Raw genomic sequence first — 25,615 nt, 5'->3', positions numbered from 1 at the left:
ACCGGGCTGAAACGGGCCGAGACGACCGGAGTCGCGACTCTCTGGGGGGCGCGGGCGCTTCTCCGAGAGAGCCGCGTCATTGAGAGTTCGAAACCCGATGCGAGCACTAAACGCTTTCGGGATCCGTCCCGCCGCTGGGCCGGAGACGACCGATCAAGCGTCGCTCCCGACGGGGAGCACTCGACCAATCGCCCGGTCGACCGCCTCGGAGCGCTGCATCAACAGCGTTCCGAGAACGCTCATCACGAGGACGTAACCCACCGCGAGCGCGGGAATCGTCTCCCGCATCACCGGCGTCGACCCGCCCGCGGCGAGTGCGGCGATGACGAGCGAGAACTCGCCTCGGGGCACCAGCCCGATACCCACGCGAATCGCGCGGTGCTCGGAGAGGTCGTAGACGCGCCCGCCCAGGTAGCCCGAGAGCATCTTCGCTGGCGTCGTCAACACGACGGCGGCGACGAGCGGCACGGCGACGCCGACGAGGAGTCGCGGATCGGTTCCGACGCCGATCCAGAAGAAGAACACCGCGGCGAACACGTCTCGAACGGACGTGAGCTGGCGTTCGATCCGCTCGCGGTGCCCGCTGGTCGAGAATCCCATCCCGACGAAGAACGCCGCGACGGCCTCGCTCACGCCGATCGAGAGGGCGAATCCCGCGATCGGGATGACGATGCCCAAGATGCGGAGGACGAACGACTCCGGGTCGGAGACGTCGAGGATACGCGAGAAGAACGTAGTGCCGTACTGGACTACGAGCAACAGCGCGCCGAGGAAGCCGAAGGCGACCGCCAGCGACCGCCCGAGGCCATTGACGTCGGCGGTGCCGCCGCCGAGGACGAGCGAGGTGACGATTGCGAGATAGACCGCGATGAACAGGTCCTCGAAGACCAGCGTCCCGAGGATCGGATCGGCCTCGTCGTTGGCGATCCATCCGAGATCGATCAGCGTCTTCGTGATGATCGCCGACGAGGAGATGTAGACGATGCCGCCGAGCAGCAGCGCCTCGACGACCGACCAACCGAGCGCGAGTCCGATCACAATGCCGAGCGGCAGGTTGATCGTGACGTCGATGATGCCCGCGCGAGTGATGCGCGAGCGCGCCGCCAACAGCCGGTCGAGGCTGAATTCGAGCCCCAGGAAGAACAGCAGCAGGACGATCCCGACCTCCGCGAGTATCGTGAGTAACTCGCTGTCCGGCACGTGCGGAAGTCCGAACTGTCCGGCGACGAACGGCCCCGCGAGCATCCCGCCGATCACGTACAGCGGGATGACGGAGAGTCCGATCCGGAGCGCGATGGCACCGGCGACCGCTAGGACGGCGAACACCTGACCGAGTTCGAAGAGCCCCGCGGCCATTATGCACCAGTCACGCGCGATTCGAAGTCCTCACAGTTCTCCCGCGTCCCGACCACGATGAGCGTGTCGCCGGGCTGAATTTCCGTCTCCGCACCCGGTGAGGGGATCACGTTTTCGCCGCGTTCGATGGCGATGACGGACGCGCCGGTCGCCGCGCGGAGGTCGGATTCGCCGAGGGTCTGGCCGACGATCGGCGAGCCTTCGTCGACGCTGACCCACTCTAAGAGCGTGTCGCCGCCGAGAAGCGTCTCGATGTTCTGAGACTTGACGGGCTGGAAGTACGCGCCCTCCAGAATCGTCCCGACCTGTCTGGCAAGGTCGTCGGAGAGCTCGAACAGCTTCTCCGAATCACCGTCCGGCGCCGGGCGCAGGAATACCTCGCGCCGACCCTCGTTGTGGGTTACGACGACGAGCTGTGTGCCGTCTGGCAAGTCGATCTCGTGTTTCTTACCGACGCCCGGGAGGTCGCTCTCGTAGACCGTCACGCTCCGCGGTTGGTCGTGATCGTACAAAAATTGTCGTATCCGAACGAGATCGCGGAAACGCGACGTCTCAGCCGGGCGGCACGCCGAGCGGTGCCTCGCCGCCGACGACGATGGGCGGCGTTTCAGCCGAATAGGGGTGCAGCGCCCGTGGCCGCGAGGACGGCGCTGGCGGCCAGCGCGGCAGCCGGTGGAATCGAGAGGTTGTCGTCGACGACGTAGCTCGCGATGACTGGTTTGAACCCGTCAGCGGCCGTCGCGGCCAGCGCGGCCGCGGCGGCGGCCGCCCAGCCGACGGGCCCCGCCGCGGGAACCAGAAACGGCGCTGAAACTGCGAAGCACACGGCGAACATCGCCCCGAGCGTTCGCAGTCGCTTCGACTCGTCGGCCTCCCGCGTCGTCCCGAGGAGACCGGAGACGGGATCGCCGATCGTCAGCATCAGCGCCGCGGGGATCGCGATATGCGGGGCGAACACGAGGACGACGGCGGTCATACTGAACATATACAGCGCGTAGCCCGCGACGTTCGTCTGCTCGTAGGAGCGGGTGAGCTCGTCGTAGATGCCCCAGTCGAGACCGACGACGAGCCGGAAGAACTCTAAAATCGCGGCGACGGCGCTCACCAGGAGCATCACGAGGCCGAACTGCTCCCAGGAGACGAATCCGAGGACGTACAACAGCGGCAGTCCGGTCCCGCTGGCGTGGACGAGCCGCCGTTTGAGTTCGCTCTCAGAGACCTCCGAGAGCACACCGACGTCCGACTGAGCAGAGGACACCGTCTTACGCGTCCGTACCCGGTGCGACGAGGTCGTACGTCTCGACGAGCGCGTCGAACGATCGGTCGCCGCTCGTGACGGCTCGCAGCTCCGTCACGAGCGACTCGACCGGGATTCGGACCTGTCTGGCGGTGTCGCGCTCGCGGACGGTGACGCTGTCGGGACCGTCGCCCTCCAGACCGTCGCGGTCGACGGTGACGCAGAACGGCGTGCCGACCTCGTCCTGGCGGCGGTAGCGACGACCGATGCTACCGGAGTCGTCGTAGACGACGCTGAAGCCCGATTCCCGGAGGTCGTCGACGAGGTCCCCCGCGCGCGCGGTGAGTTCCTCGACGTTCGAGACCAGCGGGAAGACGCCCACGTCCGTCGGCGCGACCGTCGGCGACAGCGAGAGGTACGACCGCGTCTCGCCGTCGACCTCGTCCTCGTGGTACGCGTGCGCGAGGATCGTGTAGACGGTCCGGTCGACGCCGAACGACGGCTCGATGACGTGCGGGGTGATATGCTCGCCGGAAACCGTCTGTTCCTCCACGCGGAAGTTGGCCACGTCGACGTCGACCTCGTAGGTATCGCCACCGGCCGTGACGCGCACCGTCTCCCCCTCGAACGCCGAGGGGTCGCGGTCGGCCAGTTCTTCGAGCGCAGACTGCACGTCGGCGGCGTCTCCACCGAACTCGGGGCCGAGAACGCTCATATCCGGATCGACGACGGACTTCTCGACCGTCTTCGGCTCGTCGAACTGTCGGAAGATCGTGAAGTCGTCGTCGCTGTGCTCGCCGTGCTTCGAGAGGTCGTAGTCGCCCCGGTAGGCGAATCCGGCGATCTCGATCCAGTCGCCGTCGACCTCGCTCTCGGCGTCCCAACAGTCCGCGGCGTAGTGCGCGCGCTCGCCCGCGAGGTGCTGTCGGAAGCGGAACCGGTCCATATCGACGCCGACGCGCTGGTACCACTCCTGGGCGATGCCGAGGAAGTAGCCGATCCACGCGTCGCCGACAATTCCGTCTTCGACCGCCTCGCCGACGGTCGTCTCGACGTAGGAGCCGTCTTCGTCAGCCTGCTCGCTGGCGGGGTACAGCGTCACCTCGACGTCGGCGACGTCGGCGAGATCGGGTTCGTCGCGCTCGGGATCGACGAACTGCTCTAACTCCGCCTGCGTGAACTCCCGCGTGCGGACGATGCTTTTCCTGGGAGAGATCTCGTTGCGGTAGGCGCGTCCGATCTGCGTCGCGCCGAACGGGAGGCTGTTGCGCGCGTACTCCTTGATGCGCGGGAACTCCACGAAGATTCCCTGGGCGGTCTCGGGGCGGAGGTACCCCGGCGTCGACGAGCCCGGGCCGATGTTCGTCTCGAACATCAGATTGAAGTCCTCGACGGGTTCGCCGGAGAGGCGACCGCCGCAGTTCGGACACTGGAGGTCGTGGTCGGCGATCAGGTCTTCGACCTCCGAAATCGGCAGCGACTCCGCGTCCTCGATGTCGGTGTTGTCCTCGATGAGGTGATCGGCTCGGTGAGACGTGCCGCACTCGGGGCATTCGACGAGCATATCGTCGAAGCCGTCGAGGTGGCCCGACGCCTCGAACACGGGCTCGGGCATTATCGTCGGCGCTTCGATCTCGAAGTTGCCCTCTTGGACGGTGAAACGTTCGCGCCAGGCGTCTTCGACGTTCGACTTCAGTGCCGCTCCCTGCGGACCGAACGTGTAAAACCCGGACGCCCCGCCGTACGCGCCGCTCGCGCCGAAGAAGTAGCCGCGTCGCTTGGCCAGTTCGACGAGTCGTTCGCCCTCGGTTCGGTCCGCACTCATTACAGCGCCTCCAGCAGGTCGACGTCGCGGACGATGCCGATGAGTTCGTCACCGGCGACGAGCGGGATCTGCTCGATCTCTTCGGTGATCATCGCCTGGGCGACCTCGACGACGGATTTGCGCGTCGAGACCGTGATCAAGCGATCCGACATAAACTTTGAGACCGGTTCGGTGGGAATCTCGACGTTCCGGGTCGGGACGTAGCGCTTGCCGATCGCCTTGATCCCCTCCCACATCCACTCGTCGTCCTGTCCGGCGAAGGAGTCGCCGGTGTCGTCCTCGCCCTCGACGACGCGGGCGACCTCGATGATGTCGACCTCGGTGAGGATGCCGTTCATCCGGCCGTCGTCGTCGAGACAGACCGCGTAGGGAACGTTCGCGTAGTAGATCTCGCGCTCGGCGACCGGCAGCGGCGTGGCGTGGTACGTCGTGTTGACGTCGTTCGTCGCGACGTCGCCAGCAGCCGCGTCGACGTCGACCTCCTCGCGGGCGATCGCGCGCACGACGTCCGTGACAGTGACGATTCCCTCCAGCTCGCCGTCGACGACCGGAACGCGGCGCGTCCCGCTGTCGAGCATCAGGTGTGCCGCCTCCTCGACGCTCGTGTCGGCGGTGACGGTCGGTACGTCCCGCATCAGCACCGCGAGCTGATTCTCGTCGGGGCTCTCGATCAGCTCTTCGCGGGAGACGAGCCCGCGGTACTCCTCGCGGCCGTCGGTTCGCTTGACGACCGGGACCGAGGAGAAACCGCGCTCTTGGAGGTACTCCAACACGTCATCGCGGGTCCCCGGGAGTTCAACAGTGACCACGTCCTCGCGGGGCGTCATCGCGTCGGCTACGTTCATACGGCGTTGTACTGCGTCACACCTCTTGTACTCTTTGAAGCCCCGGGGTCGCGGTTGCGATCGGATTCGTGGGACGGGACGTAACCCGGTACCGTGTGTGCAGATGTGTCGTGTTACTTGGTACATACTCGCACGATATGCCAGTCGATACCGACCATACGTATCGGAAGAAATCAAATATATACAGAGACGTGTCGTTTCTAGCTGCAAAATATATACATTCGTTAGATCGAACGCAACTGCGATCCGACGGGTTTATGTATGAATGAGACACACTCACAAACATGACGCCGAATGCGACGGCTGTGTCCGACGCGTCGCGCGCCGAGGTGATGGCCTCGGTGGACTCCACTCCCGCTCAGGCGGAGTTCATTATCGCGGACGTTTCCCGCGATGATGCGTGGCTCTCGATGCGGGTATCGGAAGCGCCGTCGCTCCGAGACTGGGCGTAAGCACGCGGGTTCGGCTATTTTTTCGATGCCGACGAGGAGCGGCTGCCCTGTATTGTTGTATCCGCCGCCCTGTACCGATGTATCGGCCGCACTGCCCGATCGTGCCGTGCTTTCGAAGGACGAGCGTGCCGTACGATCGTCCGGTGACCGAGTCCGGTCGTCGTCGACGGACCACATCGTGCGATCGATTGGCGGCCGTCTCGCCGCGGCCCGACGACAGGAGGATTTTTGTCCGCGACACCCGAGCAACCGGGTATGCACTACCGCGAGGTCGACGCGAGCCGGGAGTTCCTGCTTCGGCTCGAAACCGGGGCCGACTGGCGAACGGAGATCGAGGAGTTCGCCGATCTCGAAGGGATCGACGCCGCGTGGTTCCAAGCGATGGGCGCGGTCCAGGACGCCGAGGTGTGGTTCTACGACCAGGACGATCAGGAGTACCGATCGGTGACGTTCGACGAGCCGCTGGAGGTCGCCACCTGCGTCGGTAACGTCGCGGACCTCGACGGCGAACGCTTCGCACACACTCACGCGGTCCTCTCGCGGCCCAGCGGGCAGGCGCTCGCGGGGCATCTCAACGCGGCGACCGTCTTTGCTGGCGAGGTGTACCTCCGCGCGTTCGACGAACCGCTCGAACGCGAGCACGACGACGTGACCGATCTGGACCTCTGGCTGTAACCGTGCACGAGGACGACGAGCGGTACTTCGAGCGGATCGAATCCCGGCTCGACGAGGCGTTCGACCGCGCCCGACGCGCGAAGGGGATGGGCTACGACCCCGAACCGGAGGTCGAGATCCCGGTCGCCAAGGATATGGCCGATAGGGTGGAAAACATCCTCGGAATCGACGGCGTCGCCGCACGGGTCCGCGAGCTTGAAGGGCAGATGTCTCGCGAGGAGGCCGCTCTCGAACTCGTCACCGACTTCGTCGAAGGCACCGTCGGCGACTACGACAGCCGCGCGGGGAAAGTCGAGGGCGCGGTGCGGACGGCGGTCGCGCTGCTCACCGAGGGCGTCGTCGCCGCGCCGATCGAGGGGATCGACCGCGTCGAAATCCTCGAAAACGACGACGGCACGGAGTTCGTGAACGTCTACTACGCGGGGCCGATCCGCTCTGCGGGCGGAACCGCACAGGCGCTCTCCGTTCTGGTCGCCGACTACGCGCGCTCGCTGCTCGGGATCGAGGAGTACGAGGCGCGCTCCCAGGAGGTCGAACGCTACGCCGAGGAAGTCGCGCTCTACGACAGGGAGACCGGGCTCCAGTACTCGCCGAAGGACAAGGAGACGAAGTTCATCGCCGAGCACATGCCGATTATGCTCGACGGCGAGGCCACCGGCGACGAGGAGGTCTCGGGCTTTCGCGACCTCGAACGCGTCGACACCAACTCCGCCCGCGGCGGGATGTGTCTCGTCCTCGCGGAAGGAATCGCGCTCAAAGCCCCGAAGATCCAGCGCTACACCCGCGGCCTCGACGAGGTCGACTGGCCGTGGCTGCAGGACCTCATCGACGGAACGATCGGCAAGGACGGGGCGGACGACGCCGAAGACGCCGAAAAAGAAGCGGACGACGAGACCGGTGGATCGGCGGCGGCGGACAACGACTCGAACGAACACGGCGACGAAGGAGACGAGACGGAAGGGCGCGCAGAGACCGGGCCCGCTCGCCTCGACCCATCGACGAAGTTCCTTCGGGACCTTATCGCCGGACGGCCGGTCTTCGGCCATCCGAGCAAGGAGGGCGGGTTTCGGCTCCGCTACGGTCGATCGCGCAATCACGGGTTCGCGACCGCGGGAGTCCACCCGGCGACGATGCACCTCGTCGACGACTTCCTCGCGACCGGGACGCAGATCAAGACCGAACGACCGGGGAAGGCCGCGGGCGTCATCCCCGTCGATTCCATCGAGGGACCGACGGTCCGCCTCGCCAACGGGGACGTCCGCCGGATCGATGACCCAGCGGAGGCGCTGGAAGTCAGAAACGGTGTCGAGAAGATCATCGACCTCGGCGAGTACCTCGTCAACTTCGGCGAGTTCGTCGAGAACAACCACCCGCTCGCGCCCGCCTCCTACGTCTACGAGTGGTGGGTGCAGGACTTCGAGGCCGCCGGTGGGCCCGTGCGGGCGCTCGCGGACGACCCCGCGGTCGACCTCGAACATCCGACGCCGACGGAGGCCGAAAAGTGGGCGACCGAGTACGACTGTCCGCTGCATCCGGAGTATACGTACCTCTGGCACGACATCTCGGTCGAGCGGTTCGAGGAGCTGGCAGACGCCGTCGACGCCGGGCGCGTCGTCGGCGCGGAGGCCGACGGCGGGCTGGCCGCCGGGACCGACGACGAGAGGCAGTCCGCGGTCGGAAACGGTCCGGTGGACGCCACCGACGCTGTTCTCGAACTCGCCAACGCGGAGCCGATCGCGGAGGCGCTCGAACACCTGCTCGTCGAGCACACCCAGCGCGAGGAGACGATTCGGATCCCCGAGTGGCGGCTGTTGGTTCGCTCCCTCGGCTTCGTCGAGAGCGCGGAGTCGCGAACGCTCGAACGAACGTGGGGCCCTGACGACCTCTCCCCGTCGGCGCGCGAGTGGGACGGCGGCGAGAGCGCGGTGAACGCCGTCAACGAAGTCGCCCCGTTCGAGATCCGCGAGCGCGCGCCGACGCGCATCGGCAACCGGATGGGCCGCCCCGAGAAGTCCGAATCGCGCGACCTCTCTCCGGCGGTTCACACGCTCTTCCCGATCGGCGAATCCGGCGGCAATCAGCGTAACGTCGCCGACGCCGCGCGCGCCCGCGACGAACAAGGCCGCCGCGGGGTCGTCGACGTCCGCGTGGGCGACCGCGCCTGCCCCGACTGCGACGCGCACACCTACCGGACGACGTGCCCCGACTGCGGCACGCACACCGAACCGTACTACGAGTGTGAGGAGTGCGGGCAGGTGATCGAGCCCGACGACTCGGGACGCGTCCACTGCGAGCGGTGCGAGCGCGACGTCACGAGCCCCGATTGGTTCTCGATCGGCGTCGGCGAGGAGTTCCGCCGCGCGCTCGACGCCGTCGGCGAGCGCGAAGCGGCCTTCGAGATCCTGAAAGGCGTGAAGGGACTCACTTCCGCGAACAAAACGCCCGAGCCGATGGAGAAGGGAATCCTGCGGGCGAAAAACGGCGTCACGTCGTTCAAAGACGGCACGGTCCGCTACGATATGACCGACCTCCCAGTTACCGCCGTCCGGCCCGCGGAACTCGATGTGACCGCCGCGGACTTCCGCGAACTCGGCTACGAGACCGATATCGACGGCGAGCCGCTGGCGTTCGACGATCAGCTGATCGAGCTGAAAGTGCAGGACATCGTCCTCTCGGACGGGGCCGCCGAGCACATGCTCAAGACCGCGGACTTCGTCGACGACCTCTTAACGCAGTACTACGACCTCCCTGCGTTCTACGAGGTCGAGGAACGGCAGGACCTCGTCGGCGAACTCGTCTTCGGGATGGCCCCGCACACGTCAGCCGCGGTCGTCGGCCGCGTCGTCGGCTTCACGTCCGCCGCCGTCGGCTACGCGCATCCGTACTTTCACGCCGCAAAACGCCGGAACTGTTTCCATCCCGAGACGAAGGTCTGGTACTGCGACGAGGCCGACACGTGGCACTACGACCGCATCGAGACGCTGGTCGAGGGCCGACTCGATCCCGAGACGACCGACGAGGACGATATTGGGACGCTCGTACAGGAACTCGACGGCGACGTGTTCGTCCCCTCGGTGACCGAAGACGGCGAAGATACGCTCCAGCGGATCGAAGCCGTCTCCAAACACCCCGCCCCAGATCACCTCGTCGAGGTCGAGACGAAGAGTGGACGGGAACTGACAGTGACCCCAGATCACTCTATGCGTCGGTGGACCGGGGACGGCATCGAACGTGTCGAAGCCCGAGAACTGAAGGCGAGTGATTCCGTTCCTGCCCCGAAGCAGATTCCCGTCGAGGGACAGACGTCGACGTTCGACTTGCTGCTCGAATTCCTCGACGCGGACGCGGTTCCGAACGACGACTTGATGATCCGGGGGATCGGCGAATCGGGGCTCAAGGACCTACTCGACGACGCGACGGAAGCGGACAGCTACCTGAAGCCGGTCGCGGAACTCCTCGATGTTAGTCAGTCGACAGTGTACAACTGGGTGTCCCGCGACAGCATTCCAGCTAGTGTCCTCATCGAACTGTTCGACCGCGACACCACCGTCGAACGCGTTTCCAACGACGTGACACTCGGTATCCGTCGGGACAGCGCTTCGGTATCGCGTCAGTTTGAAGTCGACGAGACCGTCGGCACAATGCTCGGATACTACGCTGCTGAAGGGTTCACTCGACAGAAAGCCGGGTCGTTCTACCAGACGACCATCTGCACGCCGGACGACGTGCCACGCCACGAAATCATCGACGTCTTCGACGACGTGCTGAACGTCGAGGCATTCGAGGAGAACGAGTGGAAGATTACTGTCTCCAGTCGGCTCGTCACGACGCTGTTCTCGGACGTCCTCGACGTCGGTAGTCGTGCGGAAACGAAGCGCGTCCCCCACTGCATACTCACCGCACCGGAGTCTGTCCTTCGAACGTTCCTCGCGGCGTACTTTTCGGGAGACGGGAGTACGTCTAGCAAACGCGTAGAAATTCGAGCGCATACAGTGAGCGACGACCTGCAGTCGGGTCTTGCCGCAGCGCTCAAGCGGTTCGGCATCGCTACGAAAGTCTACCGAGAACAACGCACCCCGAAGACTGGGGTCGTAGCCGAATTCTACGACGACGAGCAGTCGTTCGAGACGTGGGTTCTCAAGGTCACATCGCAGAACGCCGTTCGATTCGCTGACCGAATCGGTTTCCATCTCGACCGCAAGGAGGGGACGCTCACCGACGTGCTGGACCACGTCGATACGCGGTCACAGCGGCTCTTCGGCGACGGGGGCGACGTCTGGGTTGACGAAGTCGTGTCTGTCGAGACAGTTCAGTCCGACGTCGAGCACACGTACTGTCTGACTGTCGAAGAGACCAATACGCTCGTCGCGAACGACCTTTTCACGGGCCAGTGCGACGGCGACGAAGATTGCGTGATGCTCCTGATGGACGGCCTCCTGAACTTCTCGAAGCAGTACCTCCCCGACAAGCGTGGCGGACAGATGGACGCTCCCCTCGTGATGTCCTCGCGCATCGACCCCAGCGAGATCGACGACGAGGCGCACAATATGGATATCGTGCGGCAGTATCCCCGCGAGTTCTACGAGGCCACGCTCGAACTCACGGACCCCGAGGCCGTCGAGGACCTGATCCAGTTGGGCGAGGACACGCTCGGCACCGATGACGAGTATCGGGGGTTCGACCACACCCACGACACCTCCGACATCGCGCTCGGACCGGACCTCTCGGCGTACAAGACCCTCGGCTCGATGATGGACAAGATGGACGCCCAACTCGCGCTGTCGCGAAAGCTCCGCGCGGTCGACGAGACCGACGTCGCAGAGCGAGTCATCGAGTACCACTTCCTCCCGGATCTGATCGGGAACCTGCGCGCCTTTTCGAGACAGGAGACGCGGTGTCTCGACTGCGGCGAGAAGTACCGGCGAATGCCGCTCACGGGTGACTGCCGCGAGTGCGGCGGCCGCGTGAACCTGACGGTGCATCAGGGGTCGGTGAACAAGTACATGGACACCGCGATTCACGTCGCCGAGGAGTTCGGCTGCCGCGAGTACACCAAACAGCGCTTGGAAGTGCTCGAACAGAGTCTCGAATCGGTTTTCGAGAACGACAAAAACAAACAGTCCGGGTTTGCGGACTTTATGTAGCACCTTTTTTCACCGGCGCCTCGCGCCGGCTCCGTCGGCGCTCGACCCCGACCAAAAAATCTGCCCGAAAAAAGCCGCTCGCTCGGCCTTCGGCCTCGCTCGCGGTACGATCACGAATGACAGAGAGGTACACCGCTCTTCTAGATTGGTTTCACGGTTAGGTAGGATGAATTAGCCGGGGCATTGGCTATGCTTACTGATCGAGCGTTGGTACGTCAGCCGATGGCTTGTGGATGAGTTTAAATAGACACACACTAAGGGATGGTAATCCCGTTCTAATGGACGCCCTATCAGCCGTCGACATCGACTCGGACCCGCGCGTGACTGGCGAGTACATACGTCAGGTGTCGAATGACGCCGGAACGGTGACACTCGTCGGCGTCGTCCACGACCATCCGGCGAGTACGTACCGCGTCCGGCAGGTGGTCGAAGAACTCGATCCGGAAGTGCTCGCGTTGGAACTGCCGCCGATTTCGATCCCGCTGTTCGAGCAGTACGCGAACACGGACCGATGCCCGCCCGTCTTCGGCGGTGAGATGAGTGCGGCGATTCAGGCCGCGGCCACGGACACTACCGTCGGCATCGACCGGCCGACCGGTGGCTTCTTCCAACGGCTGGGGCGGAACCTGCTTCGGGAACGTCCATCGTTACAGACGGTTCGAAACGTGGTCTCGGACGCCGTCAAAACAACGAAACACGCGGTCACCTGCCGCGCCGCGGCGGCTGTGGGAGCACACACATCGGTCCGAGTGGAAGTCGACTCGCCGGTCTCACACGACATCGACTGGGCGGACGCACCCGACGACCAGGCACGGGACGAGCGTATGCAGGTTCGTCGGTCCCACTCGTTTATGAACGCGTTTCGAACGGCGAGTCGGACCCAGGCCTCACGGCTCGAAGACGCTGCCAGAGAGGAAGAGATGGCCGCTCGACTCTCCCAACTCCGCGAGGAAGGCGACACCGTCGCCGTGGTCGGTGTCCACCACCTCGACCCGATAGCAGAACGGCTAAGTTCGATGGGTGAACCGACTTCGACCGACGCCGTCCGCGATCACTAGCCCGTCCGGACGGTCGTTGCGACGGCATCGAATCGGGACTGGCGTCCACGCGAATACCCATCTACGATACCATTACCTCGTTCATCCCACCGTCTACCGTAGAAGTGCGGCCGTTCGTGACTGCCTCAGATACGTCTGAGCCCTGCAGATGCCGGTTGTATGCGAATCTCTGAATCCGAATGTCTGCGTGTGAATAGCTGGTTCAGTGTAACGCGGGTTTACCGATCCTCCGCATCAGATATCAGCTTTATAACAATATTCACACGAGAGATACACCCAGTTGCGATGGAACGAGACCACGTAACAGATGACGACGAGGGCAAAGCAGTAGTCGACTCTCACGGGGAAAAAATCGGAATGATCACGGAGGTCAGATCCGGTACGGCGTACGTGAATGCGGACCCGGGCCTCGCTGACACCATCCGCTCGAAGCTCGGCTGGGGCGACGCCGAACAGGACGACTATCCCCTCGAGCGGAACCGCATACACACAGTAACCGACGACGAGGTTCGACTCAAGGACGACTTTTAGGCGCGTCCTCTCCGAGCAGAGCGCGGACATTTTTTATAACCGATAGGACGAGCACCGTGTAGCAGTTCATCGATCACCCCAGAGGGCGAGTCTGCGGACACGTCCGCAGTACTGAGGGAACTGACCGGCTCTCCGAATTCCAGGGAAGGTGATCAATAGCGAGTCCTGCGAAGATCAGTGGAACACAGGGGAGTCCAAGACCGTACACTACGTAGACATAGCCCAGCAACGCCACGCAGTGACTGGATTTCGGACAAATTACGAAGAGACATCCCTCGGCGGCGTCGCAACCGAAAACCTGCTCCGCCCCTACTCCAGATACCCGAGGTCGCGAAGCCGCTCCTGCGCCTCGTCGTCCATCTCGTCGACGGTGTCGTCGGAGACGTCGTCGTCGAGTGCGTCGGTCCACGCGCCGCCGACCGCCGACTCGAAGGCGGCGAGCGTCTCGTCGGTCTCCTCGATGACGGGGTCGTCCGCCTCGGCGACGTTCTCGCTCTCGCCGGGATCCTCCTCGAGCAGATACGCCTCGTCGTCGATTCGGTCGATGCGAACGTACTTGGCGTCGGCGCGGCGCGCGGCCCGCATCCGCGAGTAGAACCGCGAGTCGCTGGGAAGCGTGATTCCGGCCGACGCGGCCTTCTCCTCTAACTGATTCAGTTCGACGACCGGGCGAGAGTACTCGATGAAGGCGTACTCGCCCCCGCCGCGCTGGCCGGGGTCGCGCGTCTGGTCGTCGAGACCGTCGAACGCGCGATACGAATCCGAGAGCAGCGAACGCGTTCGATCGAGCCCGACGACGTCCTCGCCGGGAGCGGCGGGCGTTCCCCCCTCGACGTCGAGCGCGTCGAGGACGGTGTGGTAGAGGTCCAGCAACTCGACCTGCTCCTCGCGGCGCTCGACGTCGAGGGCGGGGTGTTTCACCATCAGCGGGACGTTCACGAGCGGATCGTACAGGCAGAACTCGTGACCGTAGAGGTCGTGCTCGCCGTGCAGTTCGCCGTGGTCCGCACAGACGACGACCATCGTGTCGTCCCACTTCCCTTCCGCCTTCAGCCAGTCGAACAGCTGCCCGAGCTGATCGTCGATGTGGGCGATTTCGGCGTCGTAAAGGTTGCGGATGTCCTCCCACTCGTCGTCGGCGATGTCGCGCGCACCGGAGTTGAACTCCTTGGAGTTCTGACACACCTCCGTCGAGTCGACCCCGGGAGCGAACTCCTCGGCGAACTCCTCCGGCGGGTGATACGGGAGGTGTGCGTCCATGAGGTTGACGAACGCGAACGATCGCTCGGAGTCCTCGATGAACGCCTTCGTTCGGTCGATCACGGCGGGCGTTTTCGAGTCCGCGCTCCCGCCGCCCGCGAAGTACTCGTGCGCCGTGTTGCCAAGGCTGACGAGTTTGTCCGCCACGGCTCGAAGCGCGTCGTTGTCGTTCATCGTCTTCCACGCGCGGGCGAGCGGCCCCGAGAGGAACTCGCCAGGCATCACCTCGAAGAAGTTGTCTTGGTCGTCGAAGCCGTCGGTGAGGTGCGTGTACGGCGTGATCCACGCGTTCGAGGAGTAACACGCGGTGTCGTAGCCCGCTGCCGAAAGCGTCTCCGCGAGAGTCGTCACTCCTTCGAGGTAGGGGTTCTCCTGATCCGCGCCATGCCGCGAGGGGTACATCCCGGTAAAGAGCGACGCGTGTACGGGAAGCGTCCACGGGGCGGGCGCGACGGCCTGCTCGAATACCGTCGCCTCCGACGCGAACGCCTCCAGATTCGGCGTCGTTTGACGATTGTGTCCGTACGGGGTTAGGCGGTCCTTCCGAACCGTATCCATCACCACGAAGAGAACGTTCTCGGGTGATTCGGTGGTCATACTAGCCCCTCACGCCGAAGACGTCAAAGAGCCACCGGTCCCGACACGACAGGGGGTAAAACCAATTAGAACGGGGCCTGCGGGCCTTCGTCGCTGTCGCTGGTCTCGCCGCCCTCCTCGCCGGGGAAGGACGGAGCCATTCCGTCGCCGTGGCCGCCGCCGCCCATTCCGGTCTCGGCGTGGACCATCTCGATCTCGGGGATCTCCTTGACCATCCGGCTCTTGATCGCCTGAATCGTCATCGGAGAGATGCCACAGCCCGAACACGCGCCGCCGAGCATAATCGTGACCTCGCCGGTCTCTCGGTCGAGGTTCTGGATCGCCGCAGAACCGCCGTGCATCTGGATCTGCGGGAAGTTTCGGCGCAGGAAGTTCGTGACGCGCTCTTTCAGATCGTCGTCGCCGCTTGCAGCGTCCGTGCTCATACCGAGCGCTTGGGCGTCAACCGGCTTAGGCCTTTGGTTCACCCGTCCGCGAGAGCCAGGTGAGTCACTCCTCGAGCCCGAACACGCGGCGGTGCTGTCGGCGGAGTTCTTCGACGTACGCGTCGAGTACGCCCGAGAGTTTCTCGTCGTCGACGAGGACCGCAGTCAGTCGCTCGGCCGGATCGTCGGGCAACTGAATCCGGAAGTCCCCGTCCTCGTAGAACGGCTCGGATTCGTTGAGGATCTGCTGGTCGATAGCGTGAACGAGTTCGGAGTCGTACTCGTCGTTCATCGTCTCGAACGCGTTCTTGTACGCGCGCTGAAGTTCGGGGAAGTAGTTGACGTACTTGTCCTGAAATTTCTCGGGATCGAAATCGGCCATACTTCCGCTTGGCCATCGACGGTACAAACCGGTTTTCGTCCGGACGTGGATCCCGGGGAGTGTCATATTAGAAAACAGTTCGTTGCACTGAGTGGTAGTCGCCCACACGTATTTGTCCGTCCGACCGGGAACCTCAGTATGAACGGCCTCGAAATCGGAGTCCGGTTACTGGCCGGTCTCTCGTTGATCCTCGTCAACGGCTTTTTCGTGGCGATCGAGTTCGCGCTCACGCGGGTCCGGCAGTACCCCGAATCGGAGTTCGACGAACCGGGACTCAGAAGGGCGTGGGAGATGACCGACGATCTGGAGATTTACCTGACGAGCTGTCAGGTCGGAATCACGGCGTCGAGCATCGCCGTCGGCATCGTCGCCGAACCGGCGCTCGCGGCTCTCTTCGAGCCGTACGTACGCTCGACGTTCCTAGCCTCCGTCGGTGCTGGCGGCATCCTCGCATTCTTGATTATCAACCTCCTGCACCTCACGCACGGCGAGCAGACCCCGACCTACCTGGGTGTCGAGCGCTCGAAGTTCGTCGCACGATACGGCGCGACGCCGCTGTACTGGTTCGCAAAGCTCATTTCACCGATCATCTCTATCGGCGACAGGGTGGCAAAGTGGACACTCAAACTGTTCGGCGTGGAGATGACGGGTGCGTGGCTGGAGGCCGAGACCGACGCGATCGAGTCGCGGGCGGACCTCCGGCACAAACTCGGCTCGGTGCTGGAACGCGGCGATCTCTCGGAGGAACGACGTGAGGAAGTACTGAACGCGCTCGAGATCGGGGAGCACTCGATCCACGAGGTGATGACACCGATCGATGAAGTCGTGTTGCTCTCCACCGAGCGCTCCGTCGAGGAGAACATCGAGTGCCTCGGATCGAACCCGCACACTCGCTTGCCACTCATTGGCGAGCACCCGGAGGACTTCCGCGGCATCATCTACGTGCCCGCAGTTGTCGCGAACATCGACGCACTCCGAGCGGGAGAGACGACGTTCGAGGCGATCGCCGCGCCTCCGATGACGCTATCGACGGAGACCCTCATCAGCGAGGCGGTCGATCAGTTCCAGGTCGAAAAGCAGGAACTCGCGCTCGTTCTCGAGGGGGGAGACGTCGTGGGACTCCTGACCGCGACAGATGCCTTCGAGGCCGTGATGGGGGATATCGAAGATCCGCTCGACGTCAAGGCCGACGACAGCGGTGCACCGAATCAATCGATGTAGCAGTATGTGATATACAGAGTGCATTGATCGGAAAATGCCAGCTATCGATTTCATCCGTCTCTGGAGCTGTATCCCCCATATCTCGTACGTCCAATGAGTGATCACGGTGACAGCCACCCGTAGGCGCGCGTGAAGCTGTTCGTTCGGTTCATCCCGAAGACATCGGTGCGACTATCGAATGGAATGCTAGCCATCAGCGCCGATTTCAGCAGTGGGTGAGGTGTATCGCCGGTTGGTGTATCAAACCCGACCGATCGACAGTGAGTGCCCTCGATCAGAGTGAGTGAAGTACGAGACGGTGTGACCCGTTCGGACCACCCAGAATCCAGCCCGTTCTGACACACGCGACTCGAAGATTTCCGGCGGTGCAATCCCTGTCAGTGGATTCACAGGCGATCAACAGGCACAGAACAGCCACTGGGTGGTGTAGCGAGACAATGACGGCTAGAGCGATAAACTGAATTTCGATATACGAATGTGTGCTGGAGCTTCGATCAGAGCGCCTACGACAACTGCTGGCCGACGATTCGATCCGCTTCGGCGACGAACGCGTCTCGGGAATCGATCGGGATCGTTGCGCCCGCGGCGACGTTGTGGCCGCCGCCGTCGCCACCGACCGAACGCGACGCCTCGCGCATCACCGCGGAGAGGTCCAATCCCTTGCGGACGAGCGCGTGCGTGCCGCGAGCGCTGACTTTCACTTCCTCGTCGGATTTCTCCGCGAAGGCGAGAATCGGGATATCGCCGCGGATTCCGGACGATCCGACAGCCATTCCGGCGACGATACCGACGATGGTCTCTCTGATTCGCGTCCCGGAATCGAACCACTGGATATTGCCTTCGACCGTCGTTCCCTCGTTTTGGACCCACCGGAGACCTTCCGAGAGGTTTCGGCGGTGGTTCCGGAGCAACGCGCGCGCCCGATCGAGCGCGTCTGCGCGATCGCCCAGACAGACCGCGAGTCCGACGTCCGCGCGTTCGTATCGGGCCGTCGCGTTCAGGAGCGTTGAGAACTCGCTGACGTCTCTGAGTTCGGTTCCGGGGGCTTCGTCGGTCAGCGTGTAGGTCGTCCCGACGAGCGCGTCGATTCGGTTCGCGGGGACGCCAGAGGCGATCGCCCGCTTCAACAGGCCGCTCACGACCGTCTGTCGCTCCGCCATCGTGAGATCGACCCAGCGACGCCACTCCCCGTCTTCCTTGAGGTCGAGTTCGAGATCCGAGAGGAACTCGACCGCGCCGTTCGCGTCGTTCGTGATCCCCGGGATGCGGACGTCGCTCGCGTATTCGAGGAACTTCGGGAGCGGTCGCGTCTGTCGTCCGTAGACCAGGAGGTCTGTGGCCTCCTCGACGACACCGGCGGCGACGCCCTCGTCGACGATGCCCTGATTCGCGCCGGAGAGGCCGCCGTCGGTTCCCTGCATATCCCCGATCGCACCGACCACCGCGAGCGCGGCGAGATCGCGGTTGTCGCCGTCCGACGGTTCGAGCGCGCGCGCGAGCACGTAACTCGCTCCCGCGCCGGAGAGTTCCGACGCGCCGTCGAGGCCGAAGAGGAGCGGATTCAGGTGATATTCGGGCTCGTCGTGATCGTCCGGAAGTTCGGCGGGCTGGTGGTGGTCAGCGACGACTGGGGTGAACGAACCGTCGGCCGCGTACGGCGCGATGGCGTCCAACTGGCCACTCCCGAAGTCCGTGAACAACACCGTCTCGTAGTCGGTCGCGGCGATCCGCGCCACCTCGTGTTCGTCGAGTTGTTTGGCGAACACGGTCTCGAAGGGGATTTCGGCGCGCTCGAGTGCCGAAGCGGCGACGGCGGCGCTCGTCAGTCCGTCGGCGTCGATGTGCGAGGCCAGGAGGACGCGATCGGCTGCTCGGAGTCGGTCCGCGCAGGCGACGGCCCGTTCGCGGAGTTCGGGAACCGGGCCGTCGGCGCTCGGCGTCGTGTCCGCGCTCATACTCGGCCGTGAGTCGCTCTCGGATTTAAACCCACGCCCATACCGAAACGGAGGATAGTAGGGCCTTACTCGTGGTACGTCGGCGCGGCTTCCTCGACGACGGCGGTCGCGAGTTCGTCGAAGGTCGCGTTCTCGGGGACGACGTCGACGTCGATCCCGTGGCTTTCGGCCGTCTCCCGCGTCGGTGCGCCGATGACGCCGACGACCGCGCGGTTCAGTCCCGCGATCGCCTCCGCGCGAACGTCGCGCTCGGCGGCGGCCGCCAGGAAGTTCTCGACCGTGAGCGAGGAGGTGAAACAGACGGCGTCGAGTTCACTGCCCGCGGCCATCACCGTCGACTGTCCGGAGCCCTCGGGCCGCACGAGTCGATACAGGACCGTCTCGTGGACGTCCGCACCCGCGGCGCGGAGTCCGTCGACGAGGACGTCGCTGCCGTGGTCGCTGCGCGCGACCTCCACGCGCAGGCCGTCGACATCGGCTTCGAGAGTTGCGACGAGTCCGGTGGAGGTGTACTCCTCGGGGACGATATCGACGTCCCATCCGGCGTCGCGGGCGGCGGCCGCAGTTCGCGGACCGATAGCGGCGAGTTGCGCGTCTCCCGGCGTCCAAGCGGCCGCCTCGAGGAGTTCGACGCCGGTCTTGCTCGTCAGCACGACGAGGTCGGGATCGCTGTGCGAGGTGGACTTTTCGCCCGGAATCTCGCCCGTCGGGTCGACCGCGAGCATCGGGTCGGGGACGGGAATCGCCCCGAGCGAGTCGAACAGTTCGACCGCCTGCTCCATCCGCTCGTCGTCCGGGCGGAAGACCGCCACGCGGACCGCGCGGGTCACTCCGTCGACACCTCGGTTCCCGTACGGTTGCGGAGGAGCTCGACGACGCGCGCTCTGGTCGCCGCCACCTCGCCGATCACGGTGACCGCGGGCGGTTCGATCCCCTCGGCATCGCGAACGTCGACGATGGTTCCGAGCGTCCCGGTCGCGACGCGCATCTCCGGCCACGTCGCGCGCTCGACGAGCGCGACGGGCGTGTCGGGTACCATTCCGGCCTCCCGCAGCGCGGCGGCGTAGTCCGGGAGTTTTCCGACGCCCATCAGGACGACGAGCGTTCCGCCGGTCGCCGCGAGCGCGTCCCAATCGACCGCGGATTCGTCCTTCGTCGGGTCCTCGTGGCCCGTGACGAACGAGACCGAGGAGGCGTGATCGCGGTGGGTAACGGGGATGCCAGCCGTCCCCGGCCCCGCGATCGCGGAGGTGATTCCGGGAACCACCTCGAAGGGGATTCCCTCGCTCGCGAGGTGTTCCATCTCCTCGCCGCCGCGACCGAAGACGAAGGGGTCGCCGCCCTTCAGGCGGGCCACGTCCCTCCCCTCGCGGGCGAGTTCGACGAGTCGGCGGTTCGTGTACTCCTGTGGCGTCCACTCGCCGCCAGCGCGCTTGCCGACGTCCTCTCGTTTCGCCTCGGGTATCGTCCCGAGAATCTCCGGGCCCGGGAGTTTGTCGTGGAGGACGACGTCGGCCTCGTCGAGGAGCCGACGCGCCTTCACGGTCAGAAGTTCCGGGTCGCCGGGGCCGCTGCCGATCAGGTAAACGGTACCGCTGGCGTTCGAGGGGGCCGTCTCGTCGGGGCGCACCTCGTCGACGTGGTCCGCCTCATCGTCGCGCATCGTCATTCCTCCGCGGCTTCGCGCGCCTCGGCTATCAGGTCGTCGGCCCCGCGGTCCGCCAGGTCGGCGGCGAAGTCCGCGGCCGCGTTGGCGTGGTCGTCGACCGGGAGGTCGCGGCTCGCCTCGATATCGTCTTCGCCGTCGGCCGAGAGCACGCGCGCGGTCACGTGAACGTACTCGCCCTGCAGCTTCGCGTGGACGCCGATCGGGGCGATACAGCCGCCGCCGAGTTCCGCGAGCACCGTCCGCTCGACGGTCGTGTCGACGCGGGTCCGCGGGTGATCGACCGCCGATCGGATCTCCTCTGCGACATCGCCGTCGGCGCGCGCGGTGACCGCGATAGCGCCCTGCCCGGGCGCGGGGACGAACGTCCCCGGGTCGAACCGCGCGTACTCGACGTGGTGCAGCAGACCGGTGCGACGGAGCCCCGCCTCGGCGAGGACGATCGCGTCGTACTCGGTGTCGAGTTCGCGTTCGAGCGCGCGGCGTTCGATCTCCGCGAGGCCGTCGAACCACTCGTCGATCGATTCCTCGAAGTCACGCTCGTACTCCTCTCCCTCCGCGGACGCGTCGGCGGCGTTGCCCCTCTCGTCGCGATCGGCGTCGACGCGGCGCTCGTGTTCGGCCTGCAGTTCGGGCGCGAGCAGCTTCTCGATCCGCGTGTCGACGTTCCCGCGCAGCGGTTCGACCTCCAGATCCGGCCGCGTGGCGAGGATCTGCGCCTTCCGACGGAGCGAGGACGTACCCACGACGGACCCGGCGGGGAGGTTCTCCAGTTCGGTGCCGTCGGGCGTGAGAAGCAGGTCCGCGGCCGACTCGCGCATCGGGACCCCGGCGACGACGAGGTCGCCCATCTTCTCGGTCGGCATATCTTTCATCGAGTGCACCGCGGCGTCGACGTCGCCGTCGAGCACCTTCTCGTCGAGGGCGCGGACGAACGCGCCGGTCTTACCGAGTCGGTGGATGAGTTCGTCTCTGATCTGATCGCCGCGCGTCTCGACTTCGACGAGTTCCACATCGAAACGGCGGTCTTCGAGTGTCTTCCGAACGCTCGCCGCCTGTCGGAGCGCCAGATCCGAACCCCGCGTCGCCAGTCGGAGTGTCCCGCGAGTAGTCATTAGCAAATCCTCGGCGGCCACGGGTGAAAAGGCCACCACTTCCGTCGCGAACGACGCGACCCGCGCGGCCGCTTCCGAAAGGCACTCACCGAACGGTTGCGTCGCCGTCGACGTGTCCCTCGCTAGCCGCATCGTTGACGAAGTCGGCGAGTTCCTCCATGTCGCGCTGTTGTGGTTCGTCCTCAAGCCCGCGTTCGATCCCGTTGATACTGTCGTCTCGACCCTTCCGTTTCCACTGGAACCCCGGTTCTGGTATGCGGCCGTCCTCGCGGCGGTCGGCGTCGGCGTTATTCGGTACTACGACCCCACGTGGAACGTCGTTCGCGGGTTCATCGTCGGCGTGGCGACGACGGCGACGTTCCTGTCGCTGTACCTCGCTTCCGGAGTCCAGCGCGTCGCCGACGCCGGAGGTTCGTGGCACGCGTTCCTGACGGTTCTCGCGCTCTGGATCGCTGCTCTCGGTGTCGGCGTCGCGCTCGCGCATCCGCGGACGTGGCGGCGGTTCCGGGCGTATTTCGCCGTCGACTGAGTAGCCGGGGACGGACGGAAGTGAGTCAGGGCGTCCCGACGGCGACGTGGCGCTTATACAGGTAGTACAGCGCGAGCACGACGCTGAGGGTGAAGGCGCTCAGGACCTCCGTCGCGAGCGCGGCGAGTCCCCAGACGAGCGGATCGGGCGTCCACGACGCGTCCGACTCGGCGATGGCTCGCGCGTCGACGTACGTCGCGATCGGATACATCACCGAGAGGGCGAGTCCGAGCAGTCCCAAGACCGGAACCACCACGAACGCGCCGAAGACAGTGGCGATACCGCCGGTCAGGAACAGATCGAAAATGAACGCGCCGAGGAACAACACGGCGAGGAAGCCGACGAGGACGACGTACAGCGGGATCGCCGCGATCCAGTACCACCACCGCGAGTCGACGCTCGCGCGGGGGAGTAAATCGCCGATCGGGTCGTCGAAGTCCTTCTTCGGAGGGTCGACGCGTTCGGAGCGAGACGCGTCGCGGCGACCGATTCCGGGGTCGTGCGTCCCGGCCGACTCGTCGCTGTTGTCGACTGGATCATTGCTGTCGTCGACCGAATTGCCGGTCTCGGAGACTGAATCGTCGCTGTCGACAGTCGGCTCGTCACGGTCGACGCTGTCTCCGGATGCGTCGCCGTCGTCAATCGAATCGTCGCGGGGAGGGCTGTCCATACCCTCTCGTTTACCGCTCTCGTACAAAAAATCGAGGGGCGCGGTTGAAATCGGAACGAACGCTGTCAGAGCGCTTCCTTGTACGCTTCGAGCGTCTCCTCGATGTCCTCGTCGGTATGTGCGTAGGAGACGAACTGCGATTCGAACTGGTTCGCGGTGAGGAAGATCCCCCGCTCTGTCATCTCCTGCCAGAAGATCCGCTCCCAGCGCTCGGTCTCGGCGTCGGCGACGTCGGCAGCGTTCCTCGGTGCGACGTGTCCCTCGCGCGTGAAGATCGTCTTGAACATCGAGTCGGTGCCGACGACGGTGTAGGAGGGTGCTTGATCGGCGACGATGTCTGAGATCCCCTCGCGGAGGCGCTCGGCGAGGTGGTTCACGTGATCGTAGACGTCGTTCTCGGCGGCGTAGGTGAGCGATTCGTAGCCCGCCGCCATCGTCACCGGATGGCCGGAGAAGGTGCCCGACTGAAAGACGTCGCCCGCGGGCGTGAACTGTTCGAGGATCTCCGCCTTCCCGCCGATCGCGCCGACCGGGAACCCGCCGCCGACGATCTTGCCGAACGTCGTGACGTCGGGCGTCACGCCGAATTTCCCCTGCGCACACTGGAGGCCGCCGACGCGGAACCCCGTGATGACCTCGTCGAAGATCAGCAGCGAGCCGTGAGCCTCGGTGAGCTCGCGGAGGCGCTCGTGGTAGCCGTCGTCCGGGTGCACGATGCCCGTGTTGCCGAGGATCGGCTCGGTTAGCACCGCTGCGATCTCGTCGCCGTGCTCCTCGAAGACGCGTTCTGCGGCCGCGACGTCGTTGAACGGCACGGGGATCGTGTGCTCGGCGAACGACGACGGGATACCGGGCGAACTCGGCTCGGCGTGGTCGAAACTCCCCTCGACGAGCGTCGACTCCTGCGCGCCGTGGTAGCCGCCCTGCATCACGACGATCTTGTCGCGGTCGGTGTAGCCGCGGGCGAGTCGAACCGCCGAGACGGTCGCCTCGGTCCCGGAGTTCACGAACCGGATCATCTCGACGCTCGGAACGTGCCGCGCGACGAACTCCGCGAGGTCGACTTCTACCTCCGTGGGCGCGCCGTACATCGGCCCCTCCGACGCGTACGACTGGACCGCCGCGCGGACCGGGTCGGGCATATCGTGTCCGTACAGCAGCGGCCCGTAGCCCATCACGTAGTCGAGGTAGCGGTTGCCGTCGGCGTCGACGACGTGCGCGCCGTCGCCCCGCTCGATGAAGAACGGGTACGGACGCGTCGCCCGCACCGAGGAGTTGACGCCGCCGGGGATCACCGAGAGCGCTCTGTCGTACAGCGCCCGCGACTCGTCGTGTCTCATACGCGCCGCTTCGTTGGGGGCGTGCAAAATCCTTGTCGCTTCCGAGGACCGCGAGACGTGTCGTCGGAAGCGTGGTCACTCTCAGCGGAGCCACGAAAGGGCCGCCGAGTCGGATTCAGCGGAATCAGTCACGGACTCAGCAGGGTCAGTGATGGATTCAGCAGAGTCAGTGGCGGATTCCGAACGGTCGGTGTCGGACTCGGACACGTCGCCGTCAGTTGCGCGAGCCCCGTCGTCGAACCGCTCCGCGAGGAGCAGCCCCACCGCGTCGTTCAGCGCGTGAATCGCGATGAGCGCGGGGAGCGAGCGGAACCAGAGGTACAGAAGCGTCGTCACCAGCGCGGGCTGTGCGATCCGGAGGGCAGCGTGCCGGTCCCACGTGTCGCCGACGTGACCCAGCGTGAACGCGAGAAAGGTGGCCCCACCGGCGAACGGAACGCTCCCGGTGAGGGCGAGCAGTCGTTCGAGCGCGTAGCCGTGAAAGGCGGTCTCCTCGGTCGCACCCGCGGTGAAGGCGACGAAGAGTCGCTCGGGTATCGAGAGCGACGCGAACGAGCCGATTCCGGCCGCGAGGCTCTCGCCGCCGTCGCCGACGCGTGCCCACAGCGGCGCGGTGAGGACGTTCAGTCCCGTGAGAGCGAGGAAGCCGAGGCCGATCTGCTGGAGGAATCGATCGACCGATTCGATCCGCCAGCCGATCGACGCGAGGGAGTTGCCTTCCGCGGCGACGAAAACGAGCAGGATCGTCGGAACAGCCCATTTCCAGGCGTGTTCGCGGAGATCCGTCGAACGTGGGCCGATCGGATCGCGGTCCCCCGAACCGAGGGCCCGTCGCGTTCGATCGAGCAGGGTGAACCCCGCGAGCGCGACGAACAGCCCGACAGCGGTGACCGGCGTCAGTTGCACACCGGAAGAGAACCGGCCGCTGCCTTTGGTTTTTCTCTCCGAATGACGATCTGGATCGCTGTCACGGTGACGGGTGCGCTCAACAGCGCAGAGAACGAGGTATCGAAGGCCTATACCGCGTCCGGGCCGGTCTTCCCGGTTCGGATCTGGCGCGCGGAGTCGACAGGGAGGACGAACACCTTTCCGTCGCCCTTCTCGCCGGTCTGGGCCGCCCCGGCGATGGCGTCGACGACGTCCTGGGCCGGAATGTCGGCGACGACGCACTCGATTTTGACCTTCTGGTGCAGGTCAACCGTGTACTCCTCGCCGCGCCACTGTCCCTTCTTCGCGGGCTGGGAGCCCCGTCCCGAGACGTTCGTCACCGTCAGCGACGGCGCACCGATCTCAGCGAGGCCCTGTTTGACGTCCGAGAGCTTGTCGGGGCGA

23 protein-coding genes are annotated in these 25,615 nt (G+C 65.1%); 7 read left to right on the top strand and 16 right to left on the bottom strand.

Annotation, left to right across the window (positions count from 1 at the left end):
- Nucleotides 1–153: 153 nt before the first annotated feature.
- The 5 genes from FJT57_RS09870 to FJT57_RS09850 form a co-directional block, all read right to left on the bottom strand.
- Entirely contained in the window at nt 154–1,356 is a 1,203-nt protein-coding gene (locus FJT57_RS09870) for a cation:proton antiporter (protein WP_144904693.1), read from the bottom strand.
- Nucleotides 1,356–1,841, bottom strand: a complete 486-nt coding sequence (locus tag FJT57_RS09865) for a cation:proton antiporter regulatory subunit (RefSeq protein WP_144904691.1) — start codon at nt 1,839–1,841, stop codon at nt 1,356–1,358. Before FJT57_RS09865 ends, FJT57_RS09870 begins: the two co-directional genes overlap by 1 nt.
- A 122-nt stretch (nt 1,842–1,963) precedes the next feature.
- Nucleotides 1,964–2,614 carry a diacylglycerol/polyprenol kinase family protein gene (locus FJT57_RS09860; protein ID WP_238993965.1) on the bottom strand — a complete coding sequence of 217 codons (651 nt, stop codon included), beginning with the start codon at nt 2,612–2,614 and terminating at the stop codon, nt 1,964–1,966.
- A gap of 4 nt (nt 2,615–2,618) precedes the next feature.
- Nucleotides 2,619–4,418 carry a glycine--tRNA ligase gene (gene glyS / locus FJT57_RS09855; RefSeq protein WP_144904689.1) on the bottom strand — a complete coding sequence of 600 codons (1,800 nt, stop codon included), beginning with the start codon at nt 4,416–4,418 and terminating at the stop codon, nt 2,619–2,621.
- Nucleotides 4,418–5,263: a CBS domain-containing protein gene (locus FJT57_RS09850; protein ID WP_144904687.1), complete on the bottom strand. Its 846-nt coding sequence runs from the start codon at nt 5,261–5,263 to the stop codon at nt 4,418–4,420. The genes glyS and FJT57_RS09850 overlap by 1 nt, the downstream gene beginning before the upstream one ends.
- A 284-nt stretch (nt 5,264–5,547) precedes the next feature.
- Here FJT57_RS09850 and FJT57_RS16660 point away from each other — a divergent pair, with 284 nt between their 5' ends.
- The 5 genes from FJT57_RS16660 to FJT57_RS09830 all read left to right on the top strand — a co-directional run bounded on the left by FJT57_RS16660 (nt 5,548) and on the right by FJT57_RS09830 (nt 13,123).
- Nucleotides 5,548–5,715, top strand: a complete 168-nt coding sequence (locus tag FJT57_RS16660) for a DUF7556 family protein (protein ID WP_203229141.1) — start codon at nt 5,548–5,550, stop codon at nt 5,713–5,715.
- A 255-nt stretch (nt 5,716–5,970) separates the two neighbouring features.
- Entirely contained in the window at nt 5,971–6,390 is a 420-nt protein-coding gene (locus FJT57_RS09845) for a PPC domain-containing DNA-binding protein (protein WP_144904685.1), read from the top strand.
- Between the two features lie 2 nt (nt 6,391–6,392).
- Nucleotides 6,393–11,534: a DNA polymerase II large subunit gene (gene polC / locus FJT57_RS09840; protein WP_144904683.1), complete on the top strand. Its 5,142-nt coding sequence runs from the start codon at nt 6,393–6,395 to the stop codon at nt 11,532–11,534.
- A 278-nt stretch (nt 11,535–11,812) separates the two neighbouring features.
- The gene (locus tag FJT57_RS09835; protein WP_144904681.1) at nt 11,813–12,592 is read left to right on the top strand and encodes a hypothetical protein; all 780 of its coding nucleotides are present in this window, start codon (nt 11,813–11,815) and stop codon (nt 12,590–12,592) included.
- A gap of 285 nt (nt 12,593–12,877) precedes the next feature.
- Nucleotides 12,878–13,123 (top strand): PRC-barrel domain containing protein, encoded by a 246-nt coding sequence (locus tag FJT57_RS09830; protein ID WP_144904679.1) that lies wholly within the window; start codon nt 12,878–12,880, stop codon nt 13,121–13,123.
- 309 nt (nt 13,124–13,432) lie between these two features.
- Here FJT57_RS09830 and FJT57_RS09825 read toward each other — a convergent pair whose 3' ends face one another.
- The 3 genes from FJT57_RS09825 to FJT57_RS09815 all read right to left on the bottom strand — a co-directional run bounded on the left by FJT57_RS09825 (nt 13,433) and on the right by FJT57_RS09815 (nt 15,787).
- Nucleotides 13,433–14,980 (bottom strand): sulfatase, encoded by a 1,548-nt coding sequence (locus FJT57_RS09825; protein ID WP_144904677.1) that lies wholly within the window; start codon nt 14,978–14,980, stop codon nt 13,433–13,435.
- Nucleotides 14,981–15,045: 65 nt separating this feature from the next.
- Nucleotides 15,046–15,405 carry a NifU family protein gene (locus FJT57_RS09820; protein WP_144904675.1) on the bottom strand — a complete coding sequence of 120 codons (360 nt, stop codon included), beginning with the start codon at nt 15,403–15,405 and terminating at the stop codon, nt 15,046–15,048.
- Between the two features lie 64 nt (nt 15,406–15,469).
- Entirely contained in the window at nt 15,470–15,787 is a 318-nt protein-coding gene (locus tag FJT57_RS09815; protein ID WP_144904673.1) for a DUF5783 family protein, read from the bottom strand.
- 138 nt (nt 15,788–15,925) lie between these two features.
- On the opposite strand from FJT57_RS09815, the gene FJT57_RS09810 reads away from it, so the two are divergent.
- Nucleotides 15,926–17,008 (top strand): CNNM domain-containing protein, encoded by a 1,083-nt coding sequence (locus FJT57_RS09810; RefSeq protein ID WP_144904671.1) that lies wholly within the window; start codon nt 15,926–15,928, stop codon nt 17,006–17,008.
- Nucleotides 17,009–17,511: 503 nt separating this feature from the next.
- Here FJT57_RS09810 and FJT57_RS09805 read toward each other — a convergent pair.
- From FJT57_RS09805 to hemC, 4 genes are all read right to left on the bottom strand, one after another.
- Nucleotides 17,512–18,963, bottom strand: coding sequence for a DHH family phosphoesterase (locus FJT57_RS09805; RefSeq protein ID WP_144904669.1), 1,452 nt, complete (start codon nt 18,961–18,963; stop codon nt 17,512–17,514).
- 65 nt (nt 18,964–19,028) lie between these two features.
- On the bottom strand, nt 19,029–19,793 hold the full coding sequence (locus FJT57_RS09800; protein WP_144904667.1) for a uroporphyrinogen-III synthase: 765 nt from the start codon (nt 19,791–19,793) through the stop codon (nt 19,029–19,031).
- Nucleotides 19,790–20,626, bottom strand: a complete 837-nt coding sequence (cobA, locus tag FJT57_RS09795; RefSeq protein ID WP_144904665.1) for a uroporphyrinogen-III C-methyltransferase — start codon at nt 20,624–20,626, stop codon at nt 19,790–19,792. The genes FJT57_RS09800 and cobA overlap by 4 nt, the downstream gene beginning before the upstream one ends.
- Before the next feature lie 2 nt (nt 20,627–20,628).
- Nucleotides 20,629–21,744, bottom strand: a complete 1,116-nt coding sequence (gene hemC / locus FJT57_RS09790) for a hydroxymethylbilane synthase (RefSeq protein ID WP_144905310.1) — start codon at nt 21,742–21,744, stop codon at nt 20,629–20,631.
- Nucleotides 21,745–21,856: 112 nt separating this feature from the next.
- Between hemC and FJT57_RS09785 the strand changes: the two genes are divergently transcribed.
- Nucleotides 21,857–22,273: a hypothetical protein gene (locus tag FJT57_RS09785; RefSeq protein WP_144904663.1), complete on the top strand. Its 417-nt coding sequence runs from the start codon at nt 21,857–21,859 to the stop codon at nt 22,271–22,273.
- Between the two features lie 25 nt (nt 22,274–22,298).
- Here the strand turns inward: FJT57_RS09785 and FJT57_RS09780 are convergent, their stop codons facing one another.
- The 4 genes from FJT57_RS09780 to FJT57_RS16655 all read right to left on the bottom strand — a co-directional run.
- Nucleotides 22,299–22,943 carry a hypothetical protein gene (locus tag FJT57_RS09780; RefSeq protein WP_238993964.1) on the bottom strand — a complete coding sequence of 215 codons (645 nt, stop codon included), beginning with the start codon at nt 22,941–22,943 and terminating at the stop codon, nt 22,299–22,301.
- A gap of 65 nt (nt 22,944–23,008) precedes the next feature.
- Entirely contained in the window at nt 23,009–24,283 is a 1,275-nt protein-coding gene (hemL, locus tag FJT57_RS09775; protein ID WP_144904661.1) for a glutamate-1-semialdehyde 2,1-aminomutase, read from the bottom strand.
- Nucleotides 24,284–24,364: 81 nt separating this feature from the next.
- Nucleotides 24,365–25,189, bottom strand: a complete 825-nt coding sequence (locus FJT57_RS09770) for a CPBP family glutamic-type intramembrane protease (RefSeq protein ID WP_144904658.1) — start codon at nt 25,187–25,189, stop codon at nt 24,365–24,367.
- A gap of 110 nt (nt 25,190–25,299) precedes the next feature.
- The coding region (locus FJT57_RS16655; protein WP_203229140.1) for a P-II family nitrogen regulator at nt 25,300–25,615 on the bottom strand (316 nt) is incomplete at its 5' end.

It is taken from the genome of Halobellus captivus, from assembly GCF_007655485.1.
Classification (GTDB): domain Archaea; phylum Halobacteriota; class Halobacteria; order Halobacteriales; family Haloferacaceae; genus Haloquadratum; species Haloquadratum captivum.
The sequence above is the reverse complement of the archived record's forward strand: the minus strand, read 5'-3'. Positions and strand labels throughout refer to the sequence as shown.

Excerpts from the sequence above, each read along its gene's own strand:
- hemC (WP_144905310.1), bottom strand. The coding sequence starts at position 21,744 with ATGACTACTCGCGGGACACTCCGACTGGCGACGCGGGGTTCGGATCTG.
- FJT57_RS09780 (WP_238993964.1), bottom strand. The coding sequence starts at position 22,943 with ATGGACAGCCCTCCCCGCGACGATTCGATTGACGACGGCGACGCATCC.
- FJT57_RS09815 (WP_144904673.1), bottom strand. The coding sequence starts at position 15,787 with ATGGCCGATTTCGATCCCGAGAAATTTCAGGACAAGTACGTCAACTAC.
- FJT57_RS09820 (WP_144904675.1), bottom strand. The coding sequence starts at position 15,405 with ATGAGCACGGACGCTGCAAGCGGCGACGACGATCTGAAAGAGCGCGTC.
- FJT57_RS16660 (WP_203229141.1), top strand. The coding sequence starts at position 5,548 with ATGACGCCGAATGCGACGGCTGTGTCCGACGCGTCGCGCGCCGAGGTG.
- glyS (WP_144904689.1), bottom strand. The coding sequence starts at position 4,418 with ATGAGTGCGGACCGAACCGAGGGCGAACGACTCGTCGAACTGGCCAAG.
- FJT57_RS09870 (WP_144904693.1), bottom strand. The coding sequence starts at position 1,356 with ATGGCCGCGGGGCTCTTCGAACTCGGTCAGGTGTTCGCCGTCCTAGCG.
- cobA (WP_144904665.1), bottom strand. The coding sequence starts at position 20,626 with ATGCGCGACGATGAGGCGGACCACGTCGACGAGGTGCGCCCCGACGAG.
- FJT57_RS09830 (WP_144904679.1), top strand. The coding sequence starts at position 12,878 with ATGGAACGAGACCACGTAACAGATGACGACGAGGGCAAAGCAGTAGTC.
- FJT57_RS09805 (WP_144904669.1), bottom strand. The coding sequence starts at position 18,963 with ATGAGCGCGGACACGACGCCGAGCGCCGACGGCCCGGTTCCCGAACTC.
- FJT57_RS09825 (WP_144904677.1), bottom strand. The coding sequence starts at position 14,980 with ATGACCACCGAATCACCCGAGAACGTTCTCTTCGTGGTGATGGATACG.
- FJT57_RS09810 (WP_144904671.1), top strand. The coding sequence starts at position 15,926 with ATGAACGGCCTCGAAATCGGAGTCCGGTTACTGGCCGGTCTCTCGTTG.
- hemL (WP_144904661.1), bottom strand. The coding sequence starts at position 24,283 with ATGAGACACGACGAGTCGCGGGCGCTGTACGACAGAGCGCTCTCGGTG.
- FJT57_RS09835 (WP_144904681.1), top strand. The coding sequence starts at position 11,813 with ATGGACGCCCTATCAGCCGTCGACATCGACTCGGACCCGCGCGTGACT.
- FJT57_RS09845 (WP_144904685.1), top strand. The coding sequence starts at position 5,971 with ATGCACTACCGCGAGGTCGACGCGAGCCGGGAGTTCCTGCTTCGGCTC.
- FJT57_RS09850 (WP_144904687.1), bottom strand. The coding sequence starts at position 5,263 with ATGAACGTAGCCGACGCGATGACGCCCCGCGAGGACGTGGTCACTGTT.